Here is a 23,404-nt window from a genome sequence, read left to right on the forward strand (position 1 = left end):
TTTTGTTATTAGTTTAAAGTAGGAAGTTCAAATTTGTCCAGCGGACTTGGCTGTTTCATTACTTTCTCTATTTCTTCAGCTTTTCTAGGAGCCATAGCCGATAGATTAACCGGGCCATCTTTTGTAATTAGGATATCATCTTCAATTCGTACCGCAATACCCCACCATTTCTCATCACAAGCACTACCTTCCGGAATATAAATACCGGGCTCCACGGTAATAATCGTGTTTTCTTGAAAGGGCCTATAAGTGCCGGCATCATGCACATCTAAACCCAAATAGTGAGAAGTGCCGTGAGGAAAGTAAATACGGGCGTCTTCCTCTTTTGTAATAATGCCCAGTTTCATCAATCCCTCTGTGACCACTTTACTGGCCGCCTGACCCGGTGCCTGAAACGGAGCCCCCACTACACTAGCCTTAATACCGGCCTCCTGCGCGTCATAAACAATATCGTAAACTTCTTTTTGTTCTTTTGTAAACTTTCCATTTGCAGGTATAGTCCTAGTAACATCTGCAGTATACCCGTGATATTCCGCTCCCAAATCCATCAATACCAAATCATCACCTACCTTAGGTTTATTGTTTTCAATATAATGCAAAATACAACCGTTGTTACCCCCTCCTACAATGGAAGGATAGCCTTCATACTCGGCTCCATATTTCTTATAAACATACTCGTGCACCCCCTGAATCTCCGTTTCAGACATGTTGGGATGCATGGCTTTCATTACCTCAACTTGACCCACCGCAGAAATCTCAATAGCCTTTTTCAAAAGCACCATCTCCTCTGGAAGCTTAGTCTCACGAAGGCTCGCCATTACTTCACTTAACATGGAAGAGTTTAAGTTGTTCGCCGCTAATTTTAAGGACACTTTTTCCTTTATTTCGCTCCGTAACTTATCATCCTCAGCATTTACAAATCCATTTATGAGTTCATCTTCTTTCAAGCTTTCGTCCCTGCTCAAATAACGTCCTAAAATCTGAGCGACATTAGCACTGTTCTCAACATCCGTAGAGGTAATCATAGAGTAGAACCTATCTTTTGAACTATCATAATCCGCAGGGTAATTGGCCTTTTCCTTAAATGCCTGAATCAAATCGAACAAATCTGCTTCGTCCCTAGAATCGCGATAGTCATTTTCAAAGTCAAAGAACAATACTTTATCAAAATCCTTAAAATTAATTTCTGCCGCTTTAAAAGCACTTCCGTTAAAAGCAGTTTTAAAACCCAGTCTACCTTTCGCTCCTTCAACCCCTAAACGTTTTCCGTTCCATTGCTCGGCCCGTGGGTCCTTTTCTTGAACATATAATATTTCATTATCACTGGCCCCCGAAATTTGTTGGTCTTCCGAAAAAAGAACCAGAACGGCATTAGGCTCATTGTATCCCGTTAAATAATAAAAATTAGGGTCCTGATGATAAACATAATCCACATCATTTGCCCTATTTCGTACGGCATTGGCAAAAAATACGGCAACACTATTAGCCGGCATCATTGCGCGAACGGCGTCTCTCCTACCTTTATGAAAATCCGCAGGAAGAAAATCTGCAGGCCCTTCTTGTGCTATGTTGGCCAAAGGAACCAACAATAACGCCACCATTACATAAAGTAGTCTCACCATCCTATTTGTTTTTAGAAAATTAATTTTTGTGTTCGGGTAATTTACAAAGATTATGCAAAACATAACAAACTGCGGTTATACTATAGTTAAATATTTCAATAGCTTTGTGAACCTAAATATAGAAGTACAATGAAAAATACTGCATTAACCAAGACCCATGAAGCACTAGGAGCCAAAATGGTGCCCTTTGCCGGGTATAATATGCCCGTTTCTTACGAAGGCGTAAATGTAGAACATGAGACCGTTCGTAACGGTGTAGGCGTTTTTGACGTCTCCCATATGGGTGAATTCCTTATTGAAGGCCCAAAAGCACTTGAATTAATTCAAAAAGTAACTTCTAACGATGCCTCAAAACTCACTATTGGAAAAGCACAATACAGCTGCCTGCCCAACGAAACAGGTGGCATTGTAGATGACTTGATCGTATATCGCATTAAAGAAGAAACCTACCTCTTGGTAGTTAACGCTTCCAATATTGATAAAGATTGGGCTCATATTTCTAAATACAATGAAGAAATAGGTGCTACAATGCGTAATATTTCCGATGGGTTTTCTCTTCTTGCCATCCAAGGACCTAAAGCTGTTGAAGCCATGCAGTCTTTAACTTCTGTAGATTTGGCCAGTATAAAATTCTATAATTTTGTAGTTGCCGATTTTGCAGGAATTGAACACGTTATTATCTCTGCAACAGGTTATACTGGTTCTGGCGGATTTGAAATTTACTGTAAGAACAGTGAAGTTCAGCAAGTTTGGGACAAAGTTTTTGAGGCCGGTGCCGCCCATGACATTAAACCTATAGGACTTGCCGCTCGTGACACTTTACGCCTAGAAATGGGGTATTGTCTTTACGGAAACGACATTGACGATAGTACTTCTCCTTTTGAAGCAGGTCTTGGGTGGATTACTAAATTCACTAAAGATTTTGTAAACAGCGATGCTTTAGCAAAAATAAAAGCACACGCTCCTGAACGTAAACTCATTGGTTTTGAACTAGACGAAAGAGGTATACCAAGACAAGGGTATGACATTGTAGACGGACAAGGAAATAAAATTGGCGTAGTTACCTCCGGTACCATGTCACCCTCACTGAGCAAAGGCATAGGGCTTGGTTACGTACCTACCGTGTTTACAGAAGCAGGCAGCAAAATACATATTCAAATTAGAAAAAACGCAGTATCGGCTACTGTTGTAAAACCACCTTTTTACAAGGGGTAAACAACATATATGAGTAAGAGAAGGGGAAAGATGGACGACGGAAGTAAAAAGATTCTCATTTTGGGTGCCAGTGGTTTTTTAGGTAATGCTATATACAAGGAACTGTGCAATTATTTTGATACGTACGGTACGTACAACTCGGCCAGGCGCTCGTTTGAGGACAACCAACAGTTCTTCAAATATGATATGGAAGAGGATGACGTACATGAAATCTTAAACAAAATACGTCCTCAAATAATTATTTCTGCCGTTCGGGGTAATTTTGCCGCTCAAATCATGGCGCATCAACATCTGGTTGAATATTTAAACGAGAATGAATGCCGTCTCTATTTCCTGTCTTCGGCCAATGTTTTTGATGCGTACCGGAAATACCCTTCCTACGAACATGACAAGACGTTATCCGAAAGTGTATACGGACGGTTAAAAATTAAAATTGAAAACATGCTTCTTAGGCTGCCCCAAAAAAAAATGGGCATCCTTAGGGTACCCATGGTTTTTGGTAATAGTTCTCCAAGGATAAAGGATATTAAAAAATACATTTGGGACAACGCTCCCGTAGAAGTTTTCCCTAATTTGGTTTTAAACGTAACCAATGATGATAAGCTTACGCAGCAAATACACTATCTCATAAACAGGGATAAAACCGGAATCTTTCACTTGGGAAGTAACGACCTTGTTCACCATGAAGATTTTATAAAGGAAGTGGTTGAACGCATTGGAGAATTCACCCCTATTTACAAAAGGGTGTTTACTACCAATGAAGAGCGTTATCTTGCCGTATTGCCAAAGGATAACAAATTGCCCAAAAATTTACAGTACGGATATCAAGATATAATTGACCATCATGTAATGCGCTAATTTAAAATTATGCTCTTTTTTACATTGAATTGCTTACTTTCAAACTCCCTACTCACACGAACAAAAATTAACTAGAATACTATGAAAAAATTAACGGAACAAGAAATTGAAAGCCAACTTGCCAAACTTAACGGTTGGGAATATGTTGATGGCGCAATAGAAACTTCATTTGAGTTCAAGGATTTTAAGGATGCGTTCTCGGTCATGACCCGTATTGCATTTGAGTGCGAAGCACAGGGCCACCATCCGGATTGGAGCAATGTTTACAATTCTTTGAACATTAGACTCAATACACATGACGCAGAAGGCGTAACGGAAAAGGATTTTAAACTGGCACACAGCATTGAAGAGATTATAGAAAGCGAATAAAAAATGTGAAGATTTCACGTAAACCTGAGTCAAAATGCATCCTTATTGAATTGGTGACGCTCAGTTACTTGCAACCCTTACCATTTTTATTAAATTTGCTACGTTCAACAAATATTTAGTTACAGATTATGGGAAGAGCTTTTGAATTTAGAAAAGCACGTAAAATGAAGCGATGGTCCGCAATGTCCAAAGCCTTTACACGTATAGGCAAAGATATTGTAATGGCGGTCAAAGAAGGTGGGCCAGACCCAGACTCCAACGCAAAATTAAGGGCGGTTATACAGAATGCCAAGTCTGTAAACATGCCTAAAGACAACGTAGAACGTGCTATTAAAAGAGCAAGTGACAAAAGTCTTGGTGATTATAAAGTTGTTTTATTTGAAGGCTACGCCCCTCACGGAATTGCAATCTTGGTAGAAACGGCAACGGACAATAACACAAGAACCGTAGCAAATGTTCGCAGTTATTTTAACAAATGTGATGGTAGCTTGGGAACTTCAGGTTCTGTAGAATTTATGTTTGACCATACCTGCAACTTTAGAATTCCTGCAGAAGGAATTGACCCGGAAGAACTGGAATTAGAACTTATTGATTTTGGTGCCGAAGAAGTTTTTGTTGATGAAGATGGAATCCTTATCTACGCTCCTTTTGAGAGCTTTGGTGCTATTCAAAAAGAATTGGAAAACCGTGAAATAGAGATTCTTTCTTCTGGATTTGAGCGTATTCCGCAAGTAACCAAACAACTTACTGAGGAACAAGCGGCAGATGTAGAAAAGCTTTTGGAGAAAATTGAAGAAGATGATGATGTACAGAACGTATATCACACCATGCAAGAATAATTTATTCCAGCATCCATAAAACAAAAAGCGACCTTTTCAGGTCGCTTTTTTTATGCTCTACAATCTGTTTACTTGTTAGAATAAAAGTAAAGTGATGAAGCCGAAGCCAAACTGTTATTAACTGATGGAGCTATATCTCCACCAGCATCTGTATTTGAAAAAGCTAAAACTCGGCCTCCTCCATTAGCAGCTTCTGCTATAAATACCATTTTTGAATCTGCATCATATTCGGCGGAAACTGGATTACCTAAAAAGGTGCTGGCACCAGATACTCTAATTTGGTTATTGGCCACTGCCATAACCTCTCCGTTTGCGACCGCACCAAATTTAGAATCAAAATCAGAGATGATATGAAAAGCCCCATCGGAATCGGACGCGGCATCACCCACATCTGTCAGAATCATTGTTCCATTATCATAAGCCAAACCATGGGTACGGACAATTCCTTCTATTGCAATCCGTTTTGACGCACTCACTGTAGCATTTGTAGTATTCGTTGCTGTAAATTCTGTAAAAACAGCCAATTCATTGGTTTTATCTACTACGGCATATAAATCATCTTCTACCATTTCAATTCCCCAAAGTGCAAAATCTGTAGTTACTATATTTTGTAACGTAATTTCCCCATTACTTCTGGTGTATATGAACAACCTTCCATCGGGTGTGTCCGCATTTCCATCTACATCCGCATTATCGGCAACTACAATAAAATCATCGTTTACAGCAATATCTCTTGGGCTTTCTAAATCCGCAGAACTAGAAACTGATGCCGTAAGGGCTGCATCGACCAAAAAAGTAGAAATATTCGCAAATGCATTCAATTGGCCCGATGACCTGGATGCCTGGATAATTTCATCTGTATCATGATCATAATAAATACCTTCTGCGGCGGTAGAAGTTGTGGTCAATGTTTTGACTTCTCCCTTTGTCATATCATAAACCGTAACATTCCCATTGCTATTGTTGGAAGCAAATAACTGTACTTGCTCGTCTTTTTGGTCCATTTCAACCGTATCGTCATCATCTTTATCACATGAGACCATTAAGAAAGAACCTAAAGCGATTGCTAAACTGAGTTGTATTACATTTTTGTTCATCTATTCGTGTTTTATTTATCTATATCTACGAAGGACGAACTAGATGGTTTTAAAAAAAATGTTAAAAATATGGGAACCTAAGCAACTAAAAGATTTACAGTTGGTTGGCTCCTAAAAAGGATAGTTTATAAAAAGTTATGATCTACGTGTCCTACCTACAACCCCCTTAAAAAAGCTTTCGTAAACTTTAAAATCCGCTTCTTTATCATCGGTAGTAAGCATGGGCTCCGAAATTTTGACCTGTTTTTTTCCAAAATCAAAAGCTATCAAAACAATAGGCACTTGAGCACCTTTGGCTATATAGTAAAACCCTGTTTTCCATTTTTCTACTTTCTTGCGCGTACCCTCGGGTGCAATGGTCAACCTAAACTTTTCCCGTTTTTGGAACACCTTTACCGTAGCGGAAACCATATCATTGTTCTTACTGCGATCTATGGGTTCTCCTCCCAACCGTCTAAAGATATATCCAAAGGGAAATGTAAACAGGCTTTTTTTACCCACAAAATTGATTTGCTCGTTCCAAACTTTTCTGATGAGCAGGCCCAGAAAAAAATCCATATAACTGGTATGTGGCACCACTGCAATTACAAACTTGTTCAGATGACCAGGAAATTGACCTACCATTTTCCAGCCCATTACCTTGAAGTAAATAAATTGAGCTAGTTTTTGCATGAGTATACGTAGAGTTTCAACAAAGAAAAATTAGCGTTCCCAGCTAGGGAAACGATTGTGTTACACATCTAATAAGACTATATTTTTCTGTAGATGGATTCCAATTTCTCAGGAGTAATGGTGTCTCGCCAATTCTCTCCAAGTGCATTTTCCCATAGGGGAACCATGTTCATTGCAACAGAAATCATGGTGTCAAATTCTTTTTCGCTTAAATTAGAGCAAATACCTGTAGGTAGAACAATACCATGTTTTTCTTTCATTTTATTAAAAAGCGCCACACCTTCCGGATAGAACTCTTCCAAATGCTGAAAAACGAGACAATTTCCAATACCATGTTTAACACCTAACAAATATCCTAGGCCATAACTCAGAGCATGCGCTACGCCCACTTGAGAATATGCGATGCTCATGCCCCCATGCCAAGAAGCCATCATCAGCTTATCTCGTGAGTCCTCTTCAGATAAATCACCTAAATAAACTTCTTTACACAATTCCAAAGCCTTTTCTCCGTAACTCTGGCTAAAGGCGTTCAAATACGTACCTGTAAGCGATTCTATGCAATGGATGTAGCAATCCATACCAGTGTAAAACCATTGTTCTTTTGAAACCCCTTGGGTTAAATCCGGATCTAGCAGCACTTGACCAAAAGTGGTATGATCAGAGTTGATTCCCAGTTTTTTCTCAGGCCCAAGCAAAACCGTGGTTCTAGAAACCTCGGCACCTGTGCCACTAATTGTAGGAATACCAACGTGAAAAATAGATGGTTTCTGAACTAAATCCCACCCCTGATATTCTGATGAACTGCCCTCATTAGTCAATAAAATGGCCACTGCTTTTGCCAAATCCAACAAAGTGCCTCCTCCAATACCAACTATACCGCTTGGCAAGTCTTTATATTCTTTCTTTATTTTGTGAACCAAAGCATCAACTTGCACTGTCTTAGGCTCCTCTTCCGCAGAGATAAATATAATCTGATCGTTGAAAATTAATGGGATTCTTTGAGCCAGCTCGGTTCCCTCAAAAACATCATCTACCAAGAAAATAAAAGGAGCTTCGGAATGTTTTCTTTTGGGTAGTAAAACATCTCCCAATTGATTAAAACTTCCTTTGCCGAAAACAACTCTAGGTACCATTGGAAAATTCTTGAATTCCGGCTTTTTACCTACAGTTTTATGTTTTACCTGCACTTCTTTCTTTACCTCCATAAGCTATTTCAAATACTCAACTATATCCGATAATTTATTTATTTTCAGATATTTATAATCACCATTCTCTATTTTAACTTCTTCATGCTGCCATGTAGTATGAAAGGGCACATGCACCGCCTGAGCACCAATTTCAATAAGCGGCAACACATTCTGATTTTAATGAATTTCCAATCATCAAAAATTCATTCACATCAATCTCTAAATGGTTCAACAAATGTAGATAGTTTTCTTCTTTTTTATCACTCAAAACCTCCACATGATGAAAGAATTCCGAAAGTCCTGACCTTTCCAATTTACGCTCTTGGTCTAAAAGATCGCCTTTGGTCAGAACTATTAACCGATAATTATTGCTTAATTTACGTAAAACTTCTCTTACACCGTCTAATAATTCCACAGGTTGGCGTAACATCTCCTTCCCAAGATTTAAAATTTCACCTATTGTGTCTTGAGAAACCCGATTATTAGAAAGCTGCAAAGCGGATTCTACCATAGAAAGCATAAACCCCTTTACACCATACCCATACAATTCAAGGTTTTTAATCTCCATTTTAAAGAGCTCCTGATCAATGGTGTTCATGGTTTCGTATCCCTCTAGAAGCTTGGCGAACTTTTGTTCGGTATCCCTAAAGTAGGTTTCGTTTACCCACAGGGTATCATCGGCATCAAATCCAATTACCTTTATATTACTGTAATCTACTTCCATGCTGCTTGCGCTCTTTTCAAATCTTCGGGCGTATCTATTTCTATTCCCGAGACGGTAGTTTCTACCATTTTAATTTTTTTTCCGTACTCTAAATATCGAATGGCTTCAATTTTTTCAATAGCTTCCAAAGGCAGCATAGGCAGTCTCTGGAAATCCATTAAAGCCCTTTTCCTAAAGGCGTAAATACCTTTGTGCTTGTAGTATACACTTTCAATCTCTTTATTTCGGGGATAAGGAATTGGCGAACGGGAAAAATACAGTGCAAAATTACGGTTATCCACAATTACTTTTACCGTATTGGGGTTGCTTATTTCCTCTTTGTCCGTAATCCTGACCATTAACGAGGCTAAATCTATCTCTTTCTCCGGATCATTTTTAAACACCTCCAAGACCCCGGCCAAACTTTCCCTATCCGTAAAAGGTTCGTCTCCTTGAACGTTTACAATGATATCAACATCCATATTGGTTACCGCTTCCGCTATACGATCACTTCCACAGTCGTGCTCTTTTTGGCTCATCAGGACTTTTCCGCCGGCGTTGCTTATAGCATTAAAAATGACATCACTATCCGTTACCACGTATACCTCATCAAACAACTTGGTTCCTACTGCCGCTTCGTAAGTGCGCAGTATAACGGGCTTTCCCGACAAGTCCTGCATCAGTTTTGCAGGAAATCTAGATGCCGCATAACGGGCAGGTATCATGGCTATTATTTTCACTTTATATACAAATTATAGTTTTTATTCTATTGTTACGTCCGGTCATTTCTTTTGGGTCTTAATTTTCTGTAAATACGAAAAATCACTACCAAAATAATTATGACCAAAATTACGGCAAGTACAGGAGCGAATATGGATGCCGTGGTTACCACGACCGCCGTGCCCGTTTCTACGGTAGAAACCACAGGATTGGCCAAACCGCCTGTTGAAGCCGTAGAGGCCAACCTACCGGTTGCCCCGGCCCCTTTTATGGCCGTAGCCGTACCGCCACCTGCAATTATAGCCAAAGACCAAGTTACCACTGGATCTAGATCTGCCACCGTAGAGACCATTACGGCCGTACCTGCAACGGCCGCCAAAGGTACCGCAAAACTATCCAAAACATTATCTACCCACGGTATAAAGTAGGCGAAAATTTCCACCAAAGTTGCGACTCCAAATACTATTACGGCTGCAAAACTTCCTATCCACTGCCAACTTTCGTTTAATTCCCAAACTCCGGTATACGAGGCCAAACTAAGTGCAAATAGAGGCAGGAATACCCGAAACCCTACCGAAGCGGCTAAACCTACACCTAAAAAAATACTGATTATGGTTTCCGATGTCATCTTAACACTATTATTTCCGGTCCGTACGACCTTAAAATTAATACCCTGTACGAGTGCAATTTAGCCTATTCATCACCAACAAAAAAATCGTCCTTAAAACCTATAAGATACAATTGTTTTTTTGCCCTGGTAACCGCGGTGTACAACCACCTAAGGTATTCCTTGTCCACCCCATTTGGCAGATAAGGCTGTTCTACAAAAACCGTATTCCATTGGCCTCCTTGAGACTTGTGACAAGTAATGGCATAAGAAAATTTTACCTGGAGCGCGTTAAAATATTTATTATTCTTCACGCCCAGAAACTTCTTGTATTTAGAAGATTCATTCACAAAATCTTTCATTACCTCTTGGTAAAGCCTATTCCCATCTTCGTAAGGTAGCGATGGTGTTTCCGCTTTTATGGTATCCAACAGTAGAACTGTTTCAAAAGGTTTTTGATTAGGATAATCTACCATTTGCACCTTTACTTCCGCAAACCTAAAACCATAGAGTTCTTTTATTGCAAACAGCTCTAACACCTCAATTATATCACCATTTGCAATAAAACCGGCCTCCGTATTGGGCGATAACCAAAAATAATTGTTCTTGACCACCATCATATAATCCCCAACAGATATCTCATTCTCCAGGAACAAAATCCGACTACGAATGTTCTCATTGTACAGGTTGGCCCGCTTATTGGACCTCACGATAAATGCGGTTTCTTCTTTTCCGTTTTCAGAATAGCTTGAATCTATTGCCTCTTGAATCTCATACCCATCAACCAGTCTAACTATATCTCTAAAATTGCTTAAATGAAATTTAAACTCATCTACAAAACTACTCTGTAATTGCTCCCTAAGCAGGGTAGCATTAACCAAAATACCCGAATCTTCGGCTTGGCGCACTACCTCATCCAGTTCTAGGCGAACCACTTCCTTATCGTAATTTAACGCCAGTTTATCAGGGTCTAACGCCGGACTTAGGTTTAGGTGCACGGGTGGCAACTGAGCGGTATCACCAATTAAAATTAGTTTGCAATTATGTCCTCCATAAACAAATTGTATTAAATCATCTAAAAGCGAACCGTTACCAAAAAGCTTGGAATCTGTAGGTGCATCCGGAATCATAGAAGCCTCATCTACTATAAAAATGGTATTCCTATGCTTATTGGGGGCCAAAACAAATTGAATACCGCCTCCGCCCTGCTTTTTAGGGAAATAAATTTTTCGGTGAATTGTAAAGGACTGGGTGTTTGCATAGTTGGACATGACTTTTGCCGCCCTTCCTGTAGGTGCCATTAACACTGCCTTCATAGTGGTCTTCCACAAACTACTTACCAAGGTCCCCACCAAGGTAGTTTTACCCGTTCCCGCAAAACCTTTAAGTAGGAACACATCATCCTTTCTGTCAGAAAGTATATACGTAGCTAGTTTTTGTAGCGCTATCGCTTGCTTAAGGGTAGGTTCGTGCGGAAATTTTTCCTTTAAAATTTTGTAAAATGAAGCATCGTTCAACATTGTCATAGGTATCAAAGATAAACAGGATTTTTGGGCGAAAAACTTTTGCGATTGAAAAAAAATTGTAGATTTGTCACAACCACTTAAATATAATTAACACTTAAGAAATGAAGACCATAATTCAAATTGTACTGTGGGTAGCTTGTGTAGGTTTGGCATACCTTATATACCAATCAGTTACGGGGCCTATCGAATTCAACAAAGTAAAGGAAGAACGTTTCGGGCAAGTTATTGCTAAATTGAAAGATATAGGAAACGCTCAAGAAGCTTACAAAACTGTGAACAGAAAATACGCCGGTGATTTTAACAGTTTGATTAAATTTATCGATACTGCTGAATACACTATTACTCAGCAACGCGATTCTTCATACATGGAGTTTGATAAAACTTACCAAATTGACCTTCTTAAAGAAGTAAAGATTATTGATACCTTGGGTACCGTTTCAGTAAAAGATTCACTTTTCAAGAACGATACTCGCTACAAGACTCTTATGGAAGTTCCTTTCGCTAAAAACGGTGAGAAGTTTGAAATGAAAGCTGATGTTCTTGTTAAAGGAAATTACAAAGCACCAGTTTATGAGGCTAAAGTAGATAAATCCGTAGTTCTTTACGATCAACAACCTACTCTTTTAAAGAAAGAAAAAGCAGAAGTTGGTGTGGAAGAGGTAAATGGTGCTTACATAAAAATTGGTTCACTTACCGAAGTTAGTACTGCTGGTAACTGGCCCCCTATATATGACAAAAAAGCAGACAAAAAATAATACTGGAGAACCAGTGGAAAATTTTAAAAAACTGTCCATTCAAGTTAGCTTGAATGGACTTTCTTTTTGTGTATTTGATACCGTAGCGAATACCATACTAAATTCAGAAAAGGTAGTTTTTGCAAAAGAACTTACCCCGTATGAAATATTAAAACGGTTAAAGCTCTTATTTTCATCTCATACCATTGAAAAAGAGCAATTTTCAGAAATAGTTGTTGTTCACAGAAACAACCTCTTCAGCCTTGTACCAAAAGCTTTATTCAATGAAAACGAGCTGGCCAATTATTTAAAGTTCAATACCAAAATTTTGGCCAACGACCATTTGGCCTATGATGAACTTGAAAGTTTTGAGATCAACAATGTTTATGTTCCTTTTGTAAACATCAACAACTATATCTACGACCTTTTTGGAGAATTTACCTTTAAGCACAATGGCACCGTAATGGTAGAGTCATTATTGAACAACCATGCTACCAATAAAGAAGCTGTGTGTTATATACATACTTCGCAACGCCAAATGGACGTTACGGTAATCGCATCAAAAAAACTTTTGTTGTTCAACAGCTTCAATTTTGTAACCAAAGAAGATTTTCTCTACTACCTGCTCTTTACGTTGGAGCAACTGGAGCTTGATACGGAATCGGTTTGTTTAAAACTCTTTGGTGATATTGAAAAAGGCGATGATATTTACGACCTATGTTACAACTACGTAAAAGATGTTTCCATTTTCCACCCCTCATTTACCGAACACCCTGGCATAGACAGACCAGAAGAAACTATTGATTTTACCGTAATAAACGCCTTTTAATGCGCATCATTTCAGGTTTACACAAAGGAAAGCGATTAACAGCTCCCAAAAAATTACCGGTTCGCCCTACTACGGACATGGCCAAAGAAGCCCTGTTCAACATTTTAAACAACCGTTATTATTTTGACGAACTCATAGTAATGGACCTATATGCCGGAACAGGAAATATTAGTTATGAATTTGCCTCTAGAGGCACCACACAAATTAGTGCCGTAGATGCAGACTATGGGTGTATACGGTTCATTAACGAAACCTCGGAAAATCTAGAAATGGGTATTTCTGCTTTTAAAAGTGATGTTTTTAGTTACCTTGAAAAATCCCGGGAAAAATCAACTATCATTTTTGCGGATCCGCCTTACGACCTTCCTTTGGAGTCATTTGAAAAAATACCTGAACTGGTTTTTGAAAATGAATTATTGTTGGATAATGGCCTTCTTATTATAGAACATGCCAGCCAAATGGACCTATCCCATATCAACAATTTTGTGGAAAACCGAAAATACGGAAGTAGTATGTTCAGTTTTTTTGAAAATCCTGACCAAGATTAAAATTGAATTCTTGGAAGAAAAAATAAAGCAGGCCATAAGCCGGATTCTGTTAAGCCCCAAAGGAACTCCCTTATCATTTATCTAGTACTAACATTACTGTTAGGCTCAAACCGCCTACCCTTCGGCTCGGGCGTGCAGCCCTCAAGCACCGATTTACATGACGTTTCACCGCATAGAGTTTACCTGGTTTCACTACAGCATTACCTGTACATACTTTCTGCTGCACTTGTCCTATTCCGTTAAACGGACGACGGGCGTTACCCGCTATGCTGCACTATGGTGTCCGGACTTTCCTCTCCCGTTTTCACGGCAGCGATAAGGAGACCTGCTCAACGCGCTAAATTAGTACAATTGTTGATAAATAAAGACTTTATCCCACCGAAATAAAACACTGGTACCATTCCTATTTTTATATTTGTAGGATTGAATTGATGTAAATTCTAAACCATAGTTTTTTTGGAACCTTTTATTGTATCGGCACGTAAATATAGACCTCAAACATTTAGGGATGTTGTGGGGCAGCAGGCCATTACCAATACTTTGACCAATGCCATTGAACACAATCATTTGGCACAGGCCCTTTTATTTTGCGGCCCTAGAGGAGTTGGTAAGACTACCTGCGCCCGTATTCTTGCCAAACAGATAAATTCCGATGGAACGGAACGTGAAGGTGAAGATTTTGCATTCAATATTTTTGAGCTGGATGCCGCCTCCAACAACTCGGTAGATGACATCCGTAATCTTATAGACCAAGTACGCATACCACCACAAGTGGGCAAATACAAGGTTTACATCATAGATGAGGTTCACATGCTCTCGCAATCGGCCTTCAACGCTTTTCTAAAAACACTTGAAGAACCGCCAAAACATGCCATATTTATTTTGGCCACCACCGAGAAGCATAAAATTATACCCACGATACTCTCTCGTTGTCAGATATTTGATTTTAAGCGAATCACCGTTAAAGATGCTGCCGAATATCTAAAATACATTGCTGAGAACCAAGGCATTGTTGCAGATGATGATGCACTACATATCATAGCCCAAAAGGCAGATGGTGCAATGAGGGATGCCCTTTCAATTTTTGATAGGGTCGTTAGTTTTTCAGGAAAAGAACTGACCAGAAAGGCCGTGACGGAAAATTTAAATGTTCTTGATTACGACACTTATTTTGCTGCGACCGATTTAATTCTGACTCATAACATACCGCAACTACTCTTATTATTTAACAAAACCCTATCATTAGGTTTTGACGGGCATCATTTTATCAGTGGATTAGCCTCTCATTTTAGAGACTTAATGGTTTGCCAACACCAAGACACCATTAACCTTTTGGAAGTAGGCGATGTGGCCAAACAGAACTATTTAGAGCAATCAAAGAAGACCTCAATGCAGTTTCTTCTTCAAGCTTTGAATATTGCCAATGACTGTGACCTGAAGTATAAGACTAGTAAAAACCAACGGTTGCTGGTAGAACTTACCTTAATGAAACTAGCTTCAATTGGATTTGAGGCCGAAAAAAAAAATTCTGAATCCGACCTCTTAAACGGTTCTACCATTGATTATATAGCTCCAGCATCATTTTTCAAAGAAAATGGCGCAGTTCAAAATACACCGGCAAACACTAGTATTCCCGCTCTAAAAGAGCAACCAGAAGTGACTACTCCTGAACCTGTTGTTTCTGCCGAAAAACGAGAAGAAACCTATCAAAACGAGGAAAAAATTCCTTCTCCAAATTCAATTGCCGTTGCGGAGCCCAAAATACAGGAAACAGCACAGCCACAACCTGAAGCTGCACCCGTAAAAAAACTCAGTATAGGTGGAGAAAGAAGGGTTTCAGGGCTTTCCCTGTCTAGTTTAAAGGCAAAAAAAGAACACGAGCTTAGCAGAAAGGATGAAACAATTGATGAAAGTAAGCTCCCAAAAGATGCTTTTTCCGAAGAGGAAATGCAACAACATTGGGCAGATTATATTCAGAAAATTGATAACGACGGAAAGAAAATTTTGGCCTCCAACCTTAATGTAGATATTCCAAAACTAGTTCAGGGTAAAACCATTTGGATTGAATTACCCAATGAAACCATGAAAAAGGAAATTGAGCGCGAGCAATATGGACTTATGGAGCATTTGAGAAGAAACCTGAACAACTACTTTATTGAATTAAAGATTACCGTAAACGAAACCGTTGCGAAAAAGTTTGCGTTTACTCCAGAAGAAAAATATGAAAAGCTCAGGGAGAAAAACCCTGCCATAGATTTACTTAGAAAAACTTTTGATTTAGACCTTTAGCCCTTTTTCAAACCGGATTCTTAGAGCGTACACCAACATTATTACAGCAATAATCAGCAAACCACCTGCTTCCCTAGCCCGTTCAATATTTACAATATCACCTTCACCAATAGCAAAACCTTGAAATTGCTCTGGCCATTGGGTATACGTACCAATTACGGCCAAAAAGAAAAAAGATATAGCCACATAAACAGACAAACGGTTCATTGCGAACAAAGCAGAGGCCAATGCCGCAAGTCCGTAAATAAGATACCACGTAGTAGCATCCGGATCATTATACTGCATATAGGCGGCCCAAGCGAAAAGAATGGCGAATACCACGCCCACTATTTTAAAGAAGATTTTCATATTTCCTCCGTTACGTGCTCCTTAAGGATAGTATACACATCCGTAGCTTCTATATCATCCTTAAAAGAAGAATTGATCTGATCAGTTATCAATATAGGGTAATCTGCCTTGTCTTCAGGAATTCTACCATGAGAACCTTTTACTAAAGTAGCATCTAAGGGAATAATATTCATAACCGTTCTAAAGCCCATTTTTTTCTTCAACAACTTAGCTACAACTTTTGCCATAACCAATTTGTCTTTTGGGTTTGTCAACATTTCTACAGGGTCGTAACCCGGTTTTTTATGAATATCAACCATACGTGCGTAATCCGGTGCCTTGGCATCATCTAACCAAAAATAATAGGTAAACCAAGAATCGGCATCTGCTACTACAACTAAGTCTCCACACCTCTCATGATTTAAATTAGCTTTTTCCAACTCCTCACCTGTCAGAACCTTTTCTACTCCGGAAACGGTCTCTAATAAAGCTTTAACTTCTAGTTTTATAGATGGGTCGTTTAAATACACATGTGCAATTTGATGATCGGCCACGGCAAAAGCCCTACTCTGCCCCGCATCCAAAAGCTCCAACCCACGTTCTTCCCTAATAGCGATGTACCCCTTAGAACGCAAAATTCTATTTAAATGAACAGGGTTGTTTACATCCGTAATACCATATTCCGACAGTAATACAATACGCGCGTTACGCTGTTGAAAATGAGTCACCAACTGTTCAATAACAGCATCTATTTCCTTTAAATCCTTTTTTATTTTGCTGAAATCCAACCCGTGGCGCTGCAAGTTGTAATCTAGATGTGGAAGGTAGACAAGAGACAATGTTGGATTGTGCATCTCATCCGTACGAATAGCCGCATCGGCAATCCACTTACTAGATTTTATAGAGGTTTTTGGGCCCCAAAATTGAAATAACGGAAAAGTACCCAACTCATCTTGCAACGTATCCCTCAGCTCCGGAGGATAAGAGTATACATCCGGAATCTTTCGGCCATCAGCTAAATAGTTTGGCCTTGGCGTTAAGCTATAATCTACACTAGAATACATATTGTACCACCAAAAATGGTTGGCACATGTAAAATGTTCGTCTTCCTTTTTTAATTGGTCCCAGAGCTTTTCGCTCTGTACCAATTTATTGGACTGACGCCAGAATTTCACTTCACATTCGTCCTTAAAATACCATCCATTGCCTACAATACCATGCTCATTAGGTGTTTTACCCGTTAGGTAAGTAGATTGTGCCGAACATGTTACCGCTGGCAAAACTGGACTTATGTAAGCCGATTTTCCCTTTTTTAAGAAAGATTCTATAAATGGGGTATGTTCCCCAATAAGCCGCTGGGTCAAGCCCACAACATTAATCACTAGCGTTTTTTTCATCCTCTAAAACTTTTCAACAAACCACTCAATCTCCCTGATAATAGACTCCGAAAGATCTCTTTTCAAGGCGGAGGGAAGAACATCCCACGTATAGGTCTCTATTTCCAAGTGCTCGGAAACAGGATTATTTTTTAAATATTCCATCACTTTTAGGATATGGTCTTGCGTAGAATCCAACACCCCAAACCGTTCCAAAAATATAGGTACGTGAAAATGCGCACGTAACTCCTTAAAATCACGCATATCTTCCAAGACAATAGGCAGATCGTTATAGGTTTTTACCTTTCCATCCACCTGTTCGGTAACCTGATGCAGGTATGTAGGCTCATCAAAAAGGGCCAAGGCCTCCCATATTTGATCATTTCCTGACGGATTAGCAAGTATTTTCAGGGCCGCACTAACTTGAATTTTTCCAATCGCTATTCCCGCGTCGGCGAACTTCTTAAATGTGTCCACAGGTTCTTCATAGGCCAAAGAAAAATGACAGATATCATAGCAGACAGTAAGATACCGGTGTATAATTTTATTGGCTTCTGAAGCATTCAAACCAAGTTTATCGGCAATTACGGTCGTTCCTATGGGTATAAGGTAATCCGTAAAAAAACTTAGCACCTCGTCACTGTTTTCCAACATACCATCTGGCTCCGGTTCTATGTCCAGATGTACATACTTTCCGGTTCGCTTCTCTATGTCATGTAGATAAATGGCTACTTCCACCATATTCTTTGCTCCGGCCTCAAAAGCTGATTTTGTAGCCTCTTCGGTACAATGCCAATATTTATAACTTACCGGAGAGGTAGATATTCCACCGGAAATACCTTCAGGAAGTAAAGCTCCTAACTGATTGAACAAACGTTTGGTATAGATCAATCGTTCAGCAGTGGTCCAATCCGGGGCATGTACATCATCCTTTACCCGTTCATTATGAAAGTTGCCGTATGGAAAACCGTTCATAGTAAAAACATACACATTATTTTTGCCTAACCATTGCTTAAATTCTTCAAGATTACCATTCATGGCAAGCTCTTCACTAGCTTTGTTGGATAATCGCAACCCTAATCCAAAAGGCTTGTCCAAAGCTACTTTTTGCTTTATCCGGGGAACATGCTCCTTTAGACTATCAAACGTAGTCTTCCAATCGAATCCGGGGTGAATATTGGTACAATAAGTGAGTTGAAAATTGTTATCTATCTGCAAACTACCCTACTTTAAGTTTTGAAATTTCGTTTACCATGTCCAGTGCCTTTTTCATGGTCTGGCGGTCAATCTGATGAACATCATGCTTAACACCTAAATCAGAAATAAGTGTTATAGTAAGTTCTCCTCCTAAATGCTCGCGAAACTCTTCTATTCCGTTCAACAATTCATTTACCTCTTTCTCCGAAGCCAATGGAAAGCTTAAATCAAAACCAATGTTCTGAAAAACAGCCACCACACGGTCCAAATCCGCTTTATTAATCAAACCTGTTAAATGCGCATAAGCCACATCTAATACTATGCCTTTTGCAACGGCTTCGCCATGACGTAGGGCGTAATTGGTCATATATTCCAATTTATGGGCCGCCCAATGCCCAAAATCCAAAGGTCTGGACGAACCACTCTCAAAAGGGTCTCCGCCTTGGGCAATATGGTGCATATGCATTTCGGCACACCTATATATCGTGTACTGCATTGCTTCCATGTCTCTATCCCGCAATTTATATGCGTTTTCCTCCAAATACTCAAAAAAGACCTTATCCTTGATCAATGCAACTTTCAGGGCTTCGGAAATACCGGAAATCCAATCGCGTTGCTCTAAGGTTTTAAGAAAATCCGTATCGTTAATAATCGCATACGGTGGCGCAAAAGTGCCAATGAAATTCTTTTTCCCAAAAGCATTCACACTATTTTTAACGCCCACAGCGGAATCATCTTGAGACAAAACAGTTGTTGGTATCCGAATTAATTTTACACCTCTATGCGCAATTGCCGCGGCGTATCCTGCCATATCAATTACCGCTCCTCCGCCAATTACCACAACAAATGAATGTCTGCAAATAGCATATTCGCTAACTCCTTTAAGAATTGCTTCAACTTGACTTTCATCATTTTTACACGCTTCGCCCCCTTGGACTATCATGCTCTTCATGTGCACCAGATTTTCAGGATAGTGCTTACAGTAAGATTTTATATTGTCCATAAGTGCCGGGTGCGCAGCCGCAACACCATCATCAACCACAAAAAGAAGTTTTACAGGCTCATTTTTATAAGCCTTAATAATATCCTTGAACAAGGTATTTTCGGTACCGAACAAGTTTTGGGTAAAGTGAAGGCCATATTGATATGAAACCTCAAATTTTTGTTCTATCGTTTTAAACATCATTTTTCTTTTGAACGCCAATAACAATTGACCTTAGGTAACGGCAAATAATTTTGATAGGCTCTTGGACACCGGAAGCAGTGCCAAAATAACCAACCCATACCACCAGTCCGAAAAAGCTACGGCAATGGACGAATCCAATAAAATTAACGCTATGACACCCGTCATAACCGCTTTTTTGATATTCTCCGGTGAGTTTACGGAATGTGCCCTTATCAAAGGTCTGAAAACCGTGAACGCAAACAATATCAAAAACAATAACGGAAATAAAAGCGCATCCGTATGTAGAAAAGCCATAGTTGCAACGGCTAAAATTACGGTTCCGTAGAGGACTCCTGCCAATACAATATGATTTTTATTTTCCCCATGCACTTCACCTCTACTTATTAAAGTAATCGCAAAGATGTATACGATGGGTATAAAGGCCATGAACCAAAAACTAAAATCATTTAAGATGGACATGCCCAATAACAAGTTGATTCCCCTGCACAGCCCCATACTTAAAGGCCCGAAAAAATCATATTTCTTAGCAATTGCATCATACAAAAGTATGGCAAATGCCAATGCTACAGCAACCATTCCCGATGTTACGGACACCAGGAATGCCAACAGTACGCCAACAGTTAAAGTAACACCGCCATATAACGCCGCCGAATTATAAGGAACCACACCACTAGGAATGGGCCTTTCGGGACGTTCTACTTGATCGATCCTAAAATCGAATACATCGTTTAGAATTACGCCTCCCGCATAGAGAAGTACGGATGAGAATACCAGGTATATCACATTAAAAAACCGCTCCGAACCTAGAAAATCGGTTTGAAGACCACCCACAAAAATACCTCCAATAGCTACACCGGCCAAAATATCGGCCGCGGCAGTCGGTAAATTAGCAGGTCTTGCCAATCGTGCATAACCAAGAAACGTGCAATTCATTATGTAATCTGATCAGAATCTATTCTAGGCTCTTGCCCCCTCAAAACACTGTTATCATTAAAAAGTTGCGTTTGATTGATTCCATTAGGCTTTAACCAGTGCTCTTCCTTCATTTTACCATTGGAGCCAAAAATATCCAATGCATTTTGATAACATGTCTTTACAACGTCCTCTCTTGCAATTCCTCTTTTAAGCATAAGGTTCGCCGTCTTTGGCACTGCCAAAGGATCACTAACACCCCAATCTGCAGAGCTATCTACAATAATATTGTTGCTACCATATTTTTTGACCACTTCTACCATACGTTCGTTACCCATTTTTGTCTTTGGGTAAATGGTAAACGCTGCAATGAAACCTCTATCAAGAACGTCTTTAACGGTCTCCTCGTTATTATGGTCAATAACCACTTTTGAAGGGTCTAGACCATGCTCCAAACACACCTCCATACTTTTTAAAGTACCTGCTTTTTTATCTCGATGGGGCGTGTGCACTTGCACTACCATGTCTAATTCCTTGGCCATTTCCAGTTGCATACGGAAATATTTATCCTCCGCCGGGGTCTGGTCGTCATACCCTATTTCTCCAATAGCTACAACATTCTGCTTGTGCACGTACAACGGCAAAAGCTCTATAACCTGCTCCGCCAATGCTTCATTGTTGGCTTCTTTGGAATTTAAGCCGATGGTACAATAATGCTGGATACCAAATTGGCTCGCCCTAAAAGGCTCCCAACCTACCAAACTACTGTAATAATCTTGAAACGAACCCACTTGCGTTCTTGGCTGTCCTAACCAAAAAGAAGGTTCTATTATAGCTACTACTCCGGCCGCGGCCATAGCCTCATAATCGTCCGTAGTTCGCGATGTCATATGTACATGCGGGTCGATTATCATCATTTTATCTTCCATACTAATCTTTTATATTTTTCCAGGTAATAGTTTTACGCTCTACTTGAGTTTTTATTTCGGGATACTTATCCAGTAATTCTTTCGCTTTTGACGCTTCGGAATTGTAGCAACATAATGCGGCCACTTTATTTTCAACAGGATTATCACTTGCAAACAAGCGCTCCATATCTTTCAACAAGTTATCATCTAAAAATCCCGCGACCGGTCTCCAAAACAAAGGTTCGATCTCCCTTGAAGCCGCCCAACGTTCATGTGCATAATCTGAGATAATCCGTGCCAAATCCTTATTGGCCCGCTCGTCAATGCTTAAAATATTGGAGAGATCCAACTGCATAAAGGCAGCCTTTAAAAACATTTGGTTCCATTGCTGATCATTAAAATATTTTGCCGGGTAAGGGTTCTGCATACTGATCGCTTCAAAAATAGTAGCAATGTTCGTACGCAAAGCTTCAACTGCGGTCTGCTTATAATTATCCGCATTGGGCAATAGGATTAGAAACTTCAGAAAAGTTTCGAGCTCTCCAATATCAGCAACTTGAATTAAATCGGCCACTTTGGGTGCAAAAAATTCCTCATTAGCATATATCACCATTATCAATAGATAAATACGCGCTACCTGAAGCGTTGTGGCTTTTTGAGTTTTTAAATATTGGGTTACTTCATCCGTATCCTCGCTTAGCCTCAGAATAGTGCCTGAATCTATTTTACTAGCCAGCAGGCTATAGGTCATATACAGGTCCTTAGTAGAACTTGAGCCAATGATCTGCTCTAATTTTTGTTGCAACCATGAATTTGTTTCCGAGTCTAAATTAGTGCTTAATAAAGACTGGAGCTTTTGGTCTATTTTGGTTAATTCCATAATTTGTTATTCGGGTTTCTTGACAAGTGGTAACAACCCTGCTTTTTTTTAACCTTTCGGCCTAATAAAAAACAACTATCTACAAAACTAATTATTCTTTAGGGGAAACTGGATATTTAAGATGCTAAATTCTAGTTATAGTTTACAAAGATTCTTGCTAATTTTACGAAAAATATAATTATGCTAGGCCTTAAGTTACCAACTGATCCCAGATGGGTGAATATTGTTGAGAAAAATATAGATGAGATTTTGACCGATCACGCCTATTGCGAGCAAAAAGCAGCAAGCACGGCCATATCATTAATCATAAGTTTTCCCGAGTATACCGAGTTGGTAGAGGAAATGATAGCACTTTCTAGAGAGGAAATGGCCCATTTTAAAATGGTACATGACCGTATTACGGCTAGAGGACAAAGTTTAGGACGGGATAGAAAAGATGAGTACGTTCTTCAATTGATCAAATTTTTTCCAAAAGGCGGAAGCCGCACCACCCAATTGGTACATCGTCTTTTATACGCCGCATTGATCGAAGCCAGAAGCTGTGAGCGCTTTAGATTGCTATCCGAAGAACTGGAGGATAAAGAACTTGCTGAGTTCTACCATAAGCTTATGGTAAGTGAAGCCGGGCACTACACCATGTTCCTAAAATTTGCAAGGCAATATGGAAATCGTGAAGAAGTGGACAAGAAATGGCAAGCACTCCTAGATTTTGAGGCTGAAATAATGAAAAACCTAAGCAAGAACGAAAGCATTCATGGGTAAGAATTTCAGGTTTTAGAAAAGCCTATATGCTTTAGCCCAAA

At 39.5% G+C, this 23,404-nt stretch carries 23 protein-coding genes, 1 other RNA gene and 1 pseudogene; 9 read left to right on the plus strand and 16 right to left on the minus strand.

Translation table 11 applies throughout. The features are described from left to right. Positions 1-8: 8 nt before the first annotated feature. Positions 9-1,622: an aminopeptidase P family protein gene (locus SJY45_RS07430; protein ID WP_400073862.1), complete on the minus strand. Its 1,614-nt coding sequence runs from the start codon at positions 1,620-1,622 to the stop codon at positions 9-11. Between the two features lie 129 nt (positions 1,623-1,751). Between SJY45_RS07430 and gcvT the strand changes: the two genes are divergently transcribed. The 4 genes from gcvT (at position 1,752) to SJY45_RS07450 (ending at position 4,903) form a co-directional block, all read left to right on the plus strand. After that, positions 1,752-2,837: a glycine cleavage system aminomethyltransferase GcvT gene (gene gcvT / locus SJY45_RS07435; RefSeq protein WP_400073863.1), complete on the plus strand. Its 1,086-nt coding sequence runs from the start codon at positions 1,752-1,754 to the stop codon at positions 2,835-2,837. Positions 2,838-2,846: 9 nt separating this feature from the next. Then, positions 2,847-3,695 carry a sugar nucleotide-binding protein gene (locus tag SJY45_RS07440; RefSeq protein ID WP_394370257.1) on the plus strand — a complete coding sequence of 283 codons (849 nt, stop codon included), beginning with the start codon at positions 2,847-2,849 and terminating at the stop codon, positions 3,693-3,695. Positions 3,696-3,776: 81 nt separating this feature from the next. Next, complete coding sequence (locus tag SJY45_RS07445) at positions 3,777-4,064, plus strand: 4a-hydroxytetrahydrobiopterin dehydratase (RefSeq protein ID WP_289040772.1); 288 nt, start codon at positions 3,777-3,779, stop codon at positions 4,062-4,064. Between the two features lie 128 nt (positions 4,065-4,192). Continuing rightward, positions 4,193-4,903: a YebC/PmpR family DNA-binding transcriptional regulator gene (locus SJY45_RS07450; RefSeq protein ID WP_215440843.1), complete on the plus strand. Its 711-nt coding sequence runs from the start codon at positions 4,193-4,195 to the stop codon at positions 4,901-4,903. A gap of 68 nt (positions 4,904-4,971) precedes the next feature. Here SJY45_RS07450 and SJY45_RS07455 read toward each other — a convergent pair whose 3' ends face one another. The 7 genes and pseudogenes from SJY45_RS07455 to SJY45_RS07485 all read right to left on the minus strand — a co-directional run bounded on the left by SJY45_RS07455 (position 4,972) and on the right by SJY45_RS07485 (position 11,415). Then, positions 4,972-6,000 carry a hypothetical protein gene (locus SJY45_RS07455; protein WP_400073864.1) on the minus strand — a complete coding sequence of 343 codons (1,029 nt, stop codon included), beginning with the start codon at positions 5,998-6,000 and terminating at the stop codon, positions 4,972-4,974. Positions 6,001-6,135: 135 nt separating this feature from the next. Then, a complete protein-coding gene (locus SJY45_RS07460) occupies positions 6,136-6,672 on the minus strand; it encodes a 1-acyl-sn-glycerol-3-phosphate acyltransferase (RefSeq protein ID WP_400073865.1) in 537 nt (178 codons plus the stop codon). Positions 6,673-6,749: 77 nt separating this feature from the next. Then, complete coding sequence (locus SJY45_RS07465) at positions 6,750-7,877, minus strand: iron-containing alcohol dehydrogenase family protein (RefSeq protein WP_400073866.1); 1,128 nt, start codon at positions 7,875-7,877, stop codon at positions 6,750-6,752. 3 nt (positions 7,878-7,880) lie between these two features. After that, positions 7,881-8,583 (minus strand): annotated as a pseudogene (locus SJY45_RS07470) (HAD family hydrolase). Then, positions 8,574-9,287, minus strand: a complete 714-nt coding sequence (kdsB, locus tag SJY45_RS07475) for a 3-deoxy-manno-octulosonate cytidylyltransferase (RefSeq protein ID WP_215912482.1) — start codon at positions 9,285-9,287, stop codon at positions 8,574-8,576. Before kdsB ends, SJY45_RS07470 begins: the two are co-directional and overlap by 10 nt. A 47-nt stretch (positions 9,288-9,334) precedes the next feature. After that, positions 9,335-9,910, minus strand: coding sequence for a DUF4126 domain-containing protein (locus SJY45_RS07480; RefSeq protein WP_400073867.1), 576 nt, complete (start codon positions 9,908-9,910; stop codon positions 9,335-9,337). Between the two features lie 65 nt (positions 9,911-9,975). Beyond that, complete coding sequence (locus tag SJY45_RS07485) at positions 9,976-11,415, minus strand: ATP-dependent RecD-like DNA helicase (protein WP_215441066.1); 1,440 nt, start codon at positions 11,413-11,415, stop codon at positions 9,976-9,978. Positions 11,416-11,516: 101 nt separating this feature from the next. Here SJY45_RS07485 and SJY45_RS07490 point away from each other — a divergent pair, with 101 nt between their 5' ends. From SJY45_RS07490 to SJY45_RS07500, 3 genes are read left to right on the plus strand one after another with little or no spacing between them, the layout of a single operon-like run. Next, complete coding sequence (locus tag SJY45_RS07490; protein WP_400073868.1) at positions 11,517-12,170, plus strand: hypothetical protein; 654 nt, start codon at positions 11,517-11,519, stop codon at positions 12,168-12,170. Then, entirely contained in the window at positions 12,145-12,978 is an 834-nt protein-coding gene (locus tag SJY45_RS07495) for a DUF3822 family protein (RefSeq protein ID WP_400073869.1), read from the plus strand. The genes SJY45_RS07490 and SJY45_RS07495 overlap by 26 nt, the downstream gene beginning before the upstream one ends. Next, positions 12,978-13,526 (plus strand): RsmD family RNA methyltransferase, encoded by a 549-nt coding sequence (locus SJY45_RS07500; protein WP_400073870.1) that lies wholly within the window; start codon positions 12,978-12,980, stop codon positions 13,524-13,526. Before SJY45_RS07495 ends, SJY45_RS07500 begins: the two co-directional genes overlap by 1 nt. 20 nt (positions 13,527-13,546) lie before the next feature. Here SJY45_RS07500 and rnpB read toward each other — a convergent pair. Further along, positions 13,547-13,858, minus strand: an RNA gene (rnpB, locus tag SJY45_RS07505) — RNase P RNA component class A. Between the two features lie 124 nt (positions 13,859-13,982). Here rnpB and SJY45_RS07510 point away from each other — a divergent pair. Further along, the gene (locus SJY45_RS07510) at positions 13,983-15,815 is read left to right on the plus strand and encodes a DNA polymerase III subunit gamma/tau (protein WP_400073871.1); all 1,833 of its coding nucleotides are present in this window, start codon (positions 13,983-13,985) and stop codon (positions 15,813-15,815) included. On the opposite strand, the gene SJY45_RS07515 is transcribed toward SJY45_RS07510, so the two are convergent. Genes SJY45_RS07515 through SJY45_RS07545 form a run of 7 tightly spaced genes read right to left on the minus strand, consistent with a single transcriptional unit; the run spans position 15,804 to position 22,601 of the window. Next, positions 15,804-16,163: a transmembrane 220 family protein gene (locus SJY45_RS07515; protein WP_215440861.1), complete on the minus strand. Its 360-nt coding sequence runs from the start codon at positions 16,161-16,163 to the stop codon at positions 15,804-15,806. The genes SJY45_RS07510 and SJY45_RS07515 overlap by 12 nt on opposite strands. Continuing rightward, a complete protein-coding gene (locus SJY45_RS07520) occupies positions 16,160-17,539 on the minus strand; it encodes an alkaline phosphatase family protein (protein WP_400073872.1) in 1,380 nt (459 codons plus the stop codon). The genes SJY45_RS07515 and SJY45_RS07520 overlap by 4 nt, the downstream gene beginning before the upstream one ends. A 3-nt stretch (positions 17,540-17,542) precedes the next feature. Next, complete coding sequence (gene eboE, locus SJY45_RS07525) at positions 17,543-18,736, minus strand: metabolite traffic protein EboE (protein WP_400073873.1); 1,194 nt, start codon at positions 18,734-18,736, stop codon at positions 17,543-17,545. Between the two features lies 1 nt (position 18,737). After that, positions 18,738-19,901 carry a 3-dehydroquinate synthase gene (locus SJY45_RS07530; protein WP_252735676.1) on the minus strand — a complete coding sequence of 388 codons (1,164 nt, stop codon included), beginning with the start codon at positions 19,899-19,901 and terminating at the stop codon, positions 18,738-18,740. Between the two features lie 30 nt (positions 19,902-19,931). Next, on the minus strand, positions 19,932-20,834 hold the full coding sequence (gene eboC / locus SJY45_RS07535) for a UbiA-like protein EboC (protein ID WP_400073874.1): 903 nt from the start codon (positions 20,832-20,834) through the stop codon (positions 19,932-19,934). Continuing rightward, positions 20,834-21,742, minus strand: coding sequence for a TatD family hydrolase (locus SJY45_RS07540; protein ID WP_215912381.1), 909 nt, complete (start codon positions 21,740-21,742; stop codon positions 20,834-20,836). Before SJY45_RS07540 ends, eboC begins: the two co-directional genes overlap by 1 nt. Before the next feature lies 1 nt (position 21,743). Next, entirely contained in the window at positions 21,744-22,601 is an 858-nt protein-coding gene (locus SJY45_RS07545) for an EboA domain-containing protein (protein ID WP_400073875.1), read from the minus strand. Between the two features lie 180 nt (positions 22,602-22,781). On the opposite strand from SJY45_RS07545, the gene SJY45_RS07550 reads away from it, so the two are divergent. Next, positions 22,782-23,363: a tRNA-(ms[2]io[6]A)-hydroxylase gene (locus SJY45_RS07550; RefSeq protein WP_215440873.1), complete on the plus strand. Its 582-nt coding sequence runs from the start codon at positions 22,782-22,784 to the stop codon at positions 23,361-23,363. Positions 23,364-23,404: the final 41 nt, after the last annotated feature.

The organism is Zobellia russellii, from assembly GCF_044597075.1.
Lineage (GTDB): Bacteria > Bacteroidota > Bacteroidia > Flavobacteriales > Flavobacteriaceae > Zobellia > Zobellia russellii.

Bases quoted from the DNA above. Each gene is read 5' to 3' on its own strand.
- SJY45_RS07520 (WP_400073872.1), bottom strand. From the start codon at position 17,539: ATGAAAAAAACGCTAGTGATTAATGTTGTGGGCTTGACCCAGCGGCTT.
- SJY45_RS07530 (WP_252735676.1), bottom strand. From the start codon at position 19,901: ATGATGTTTAAAACGATAGAACAAAAATTTGAGGTTTCATATCAATAT.
- SJY45_RS07460 (WP_400073865.1), bottom strand. From the start codon at position 6,672: ATGCAAAAACTAGCTCAATTTATTTACTTCAAGGTAATGGGCTGGAAA.
- SJY45_RS07440 (WP_394370257.1), top strand. From the start codon at position 2,847: ATGAGTAAGAGAAGGGGAAAGATGGACGACGGAAGTAAAAAGATTCTC.
- gcvT (WP_400073863.1), top strand. From the start codon at position 1,752: ATGAAAAATACTGCATTAACCAAGACCCATGAAGCACTAGGAGCCAAA.
- SJY45_RS07480 (WP_400073867.1), bottom strand. From the start codon at position 9,910: ATGACATCGGAAACCATAATCAGTATTTTTTTAGGTGTAGGTTTAGCC.
- SJY45_RS07445 (WP_289040772.1), top strand. From the start codon at position 3,777: ATGAAAAAATTAACGGAACAAGAAATTGAAAGCCAACTTGCCAAACTT.
- SJY45_RS07450 (WP_215440843.1), top strand. From the start codon at position 4,193: ATGGGAAGAGCTTTTGAATTTAGAAAAGCACGTAAAATGAAGCGATGG.
- kdsB (WP_215912482.1), bottom strand. From the start codon at position 9,287: ATGATACCTGCCCGTTATGCGGCATCTAGATTTCCTGCAAAACTGATG.
- SJY45_RS07515 (WP_215440861.1), bottom strand. From the start codon at position 16,163: ATGAAAATCTTCTTTAAAATAGTGGGCGTGGTATTCGCCATTCTTTTC.
- SJY45_RS07540 (WP_215912381.1), bottom strand. From the start codon at position 21,742: ATGGAAGATAAAATGATGATAATCGACCCGCATGTACATATGACATCG.
- SJY45_RS07545 (WP_400073875.1), bottom strand. From the start codon at position 22,601: ATGGAATTAACCAAAATAGACCAAAAGCTCCAGTCTTTATTAAGCACT.
- eboC (WP_400073874.1), bottom strand. From the start codon at position 20,834: ATGAATTGCACGTTTCTTGGTTATGCACGATTGGCAAGACCTGCTAAT.
- SJY45_RS07550 (WP_215440873.1), top strand. From the start codon at position 22,782: ATGCTAGGCCTTAAGTTACCAACTGATCCCAGATGGGTGAATATTGTT.
- SJY45_RS07465 (WP_400073866.1), bottom strand. From the start codon at position 7,877: ATGGAGGTAAAGAAAGAAGTGCAGGTAAAACATAAAACTGTAGGTAAA.
- SJY45_RS07455 (WP_400073864.1), bottom strand. From the start codon at position 6,000: ATGAACAAAAATGTAATACAACTCAGTTTAGCAATCGCTTTAGGTTCT.
- SJY45_RS07430 (WP_400073862.1), bottom strand. From the start codon at position 1,622: ATGGTGAGACTACTTTATGTAATGGTGGCGTTATTGTTGGTTCCTTTG.
- SJY45_RS07485 (WP_215441066.1), bottom strand. From the start codon at position 11,415: ATGACAATGTTGAACGATGCTTCATTTTACAAAATTTTAAAGGAAAAA.
- SJY45_RS07500 (WP_400073870.1), top strand. From the start codon at position 12,978: ATGCGCATCATTTCAGGTTTACACAAAGGAAAGCGATTAACAGCTCCC.
- SJY45_RS07490 (WP_400073868.1), top strand. From the start codon at position 11,517: ATGAAGACCATAATTCAAATTGTACTGTGGGTAGCTTGTGTAGGTTTG.
- SJY45_RS07495 (WP_400073869.1), top strand. From the start codon at position 12,145: ATGACAAAAAAGCAGACAAAAAATAATACTGGAGAACCAGTGGAAAAT.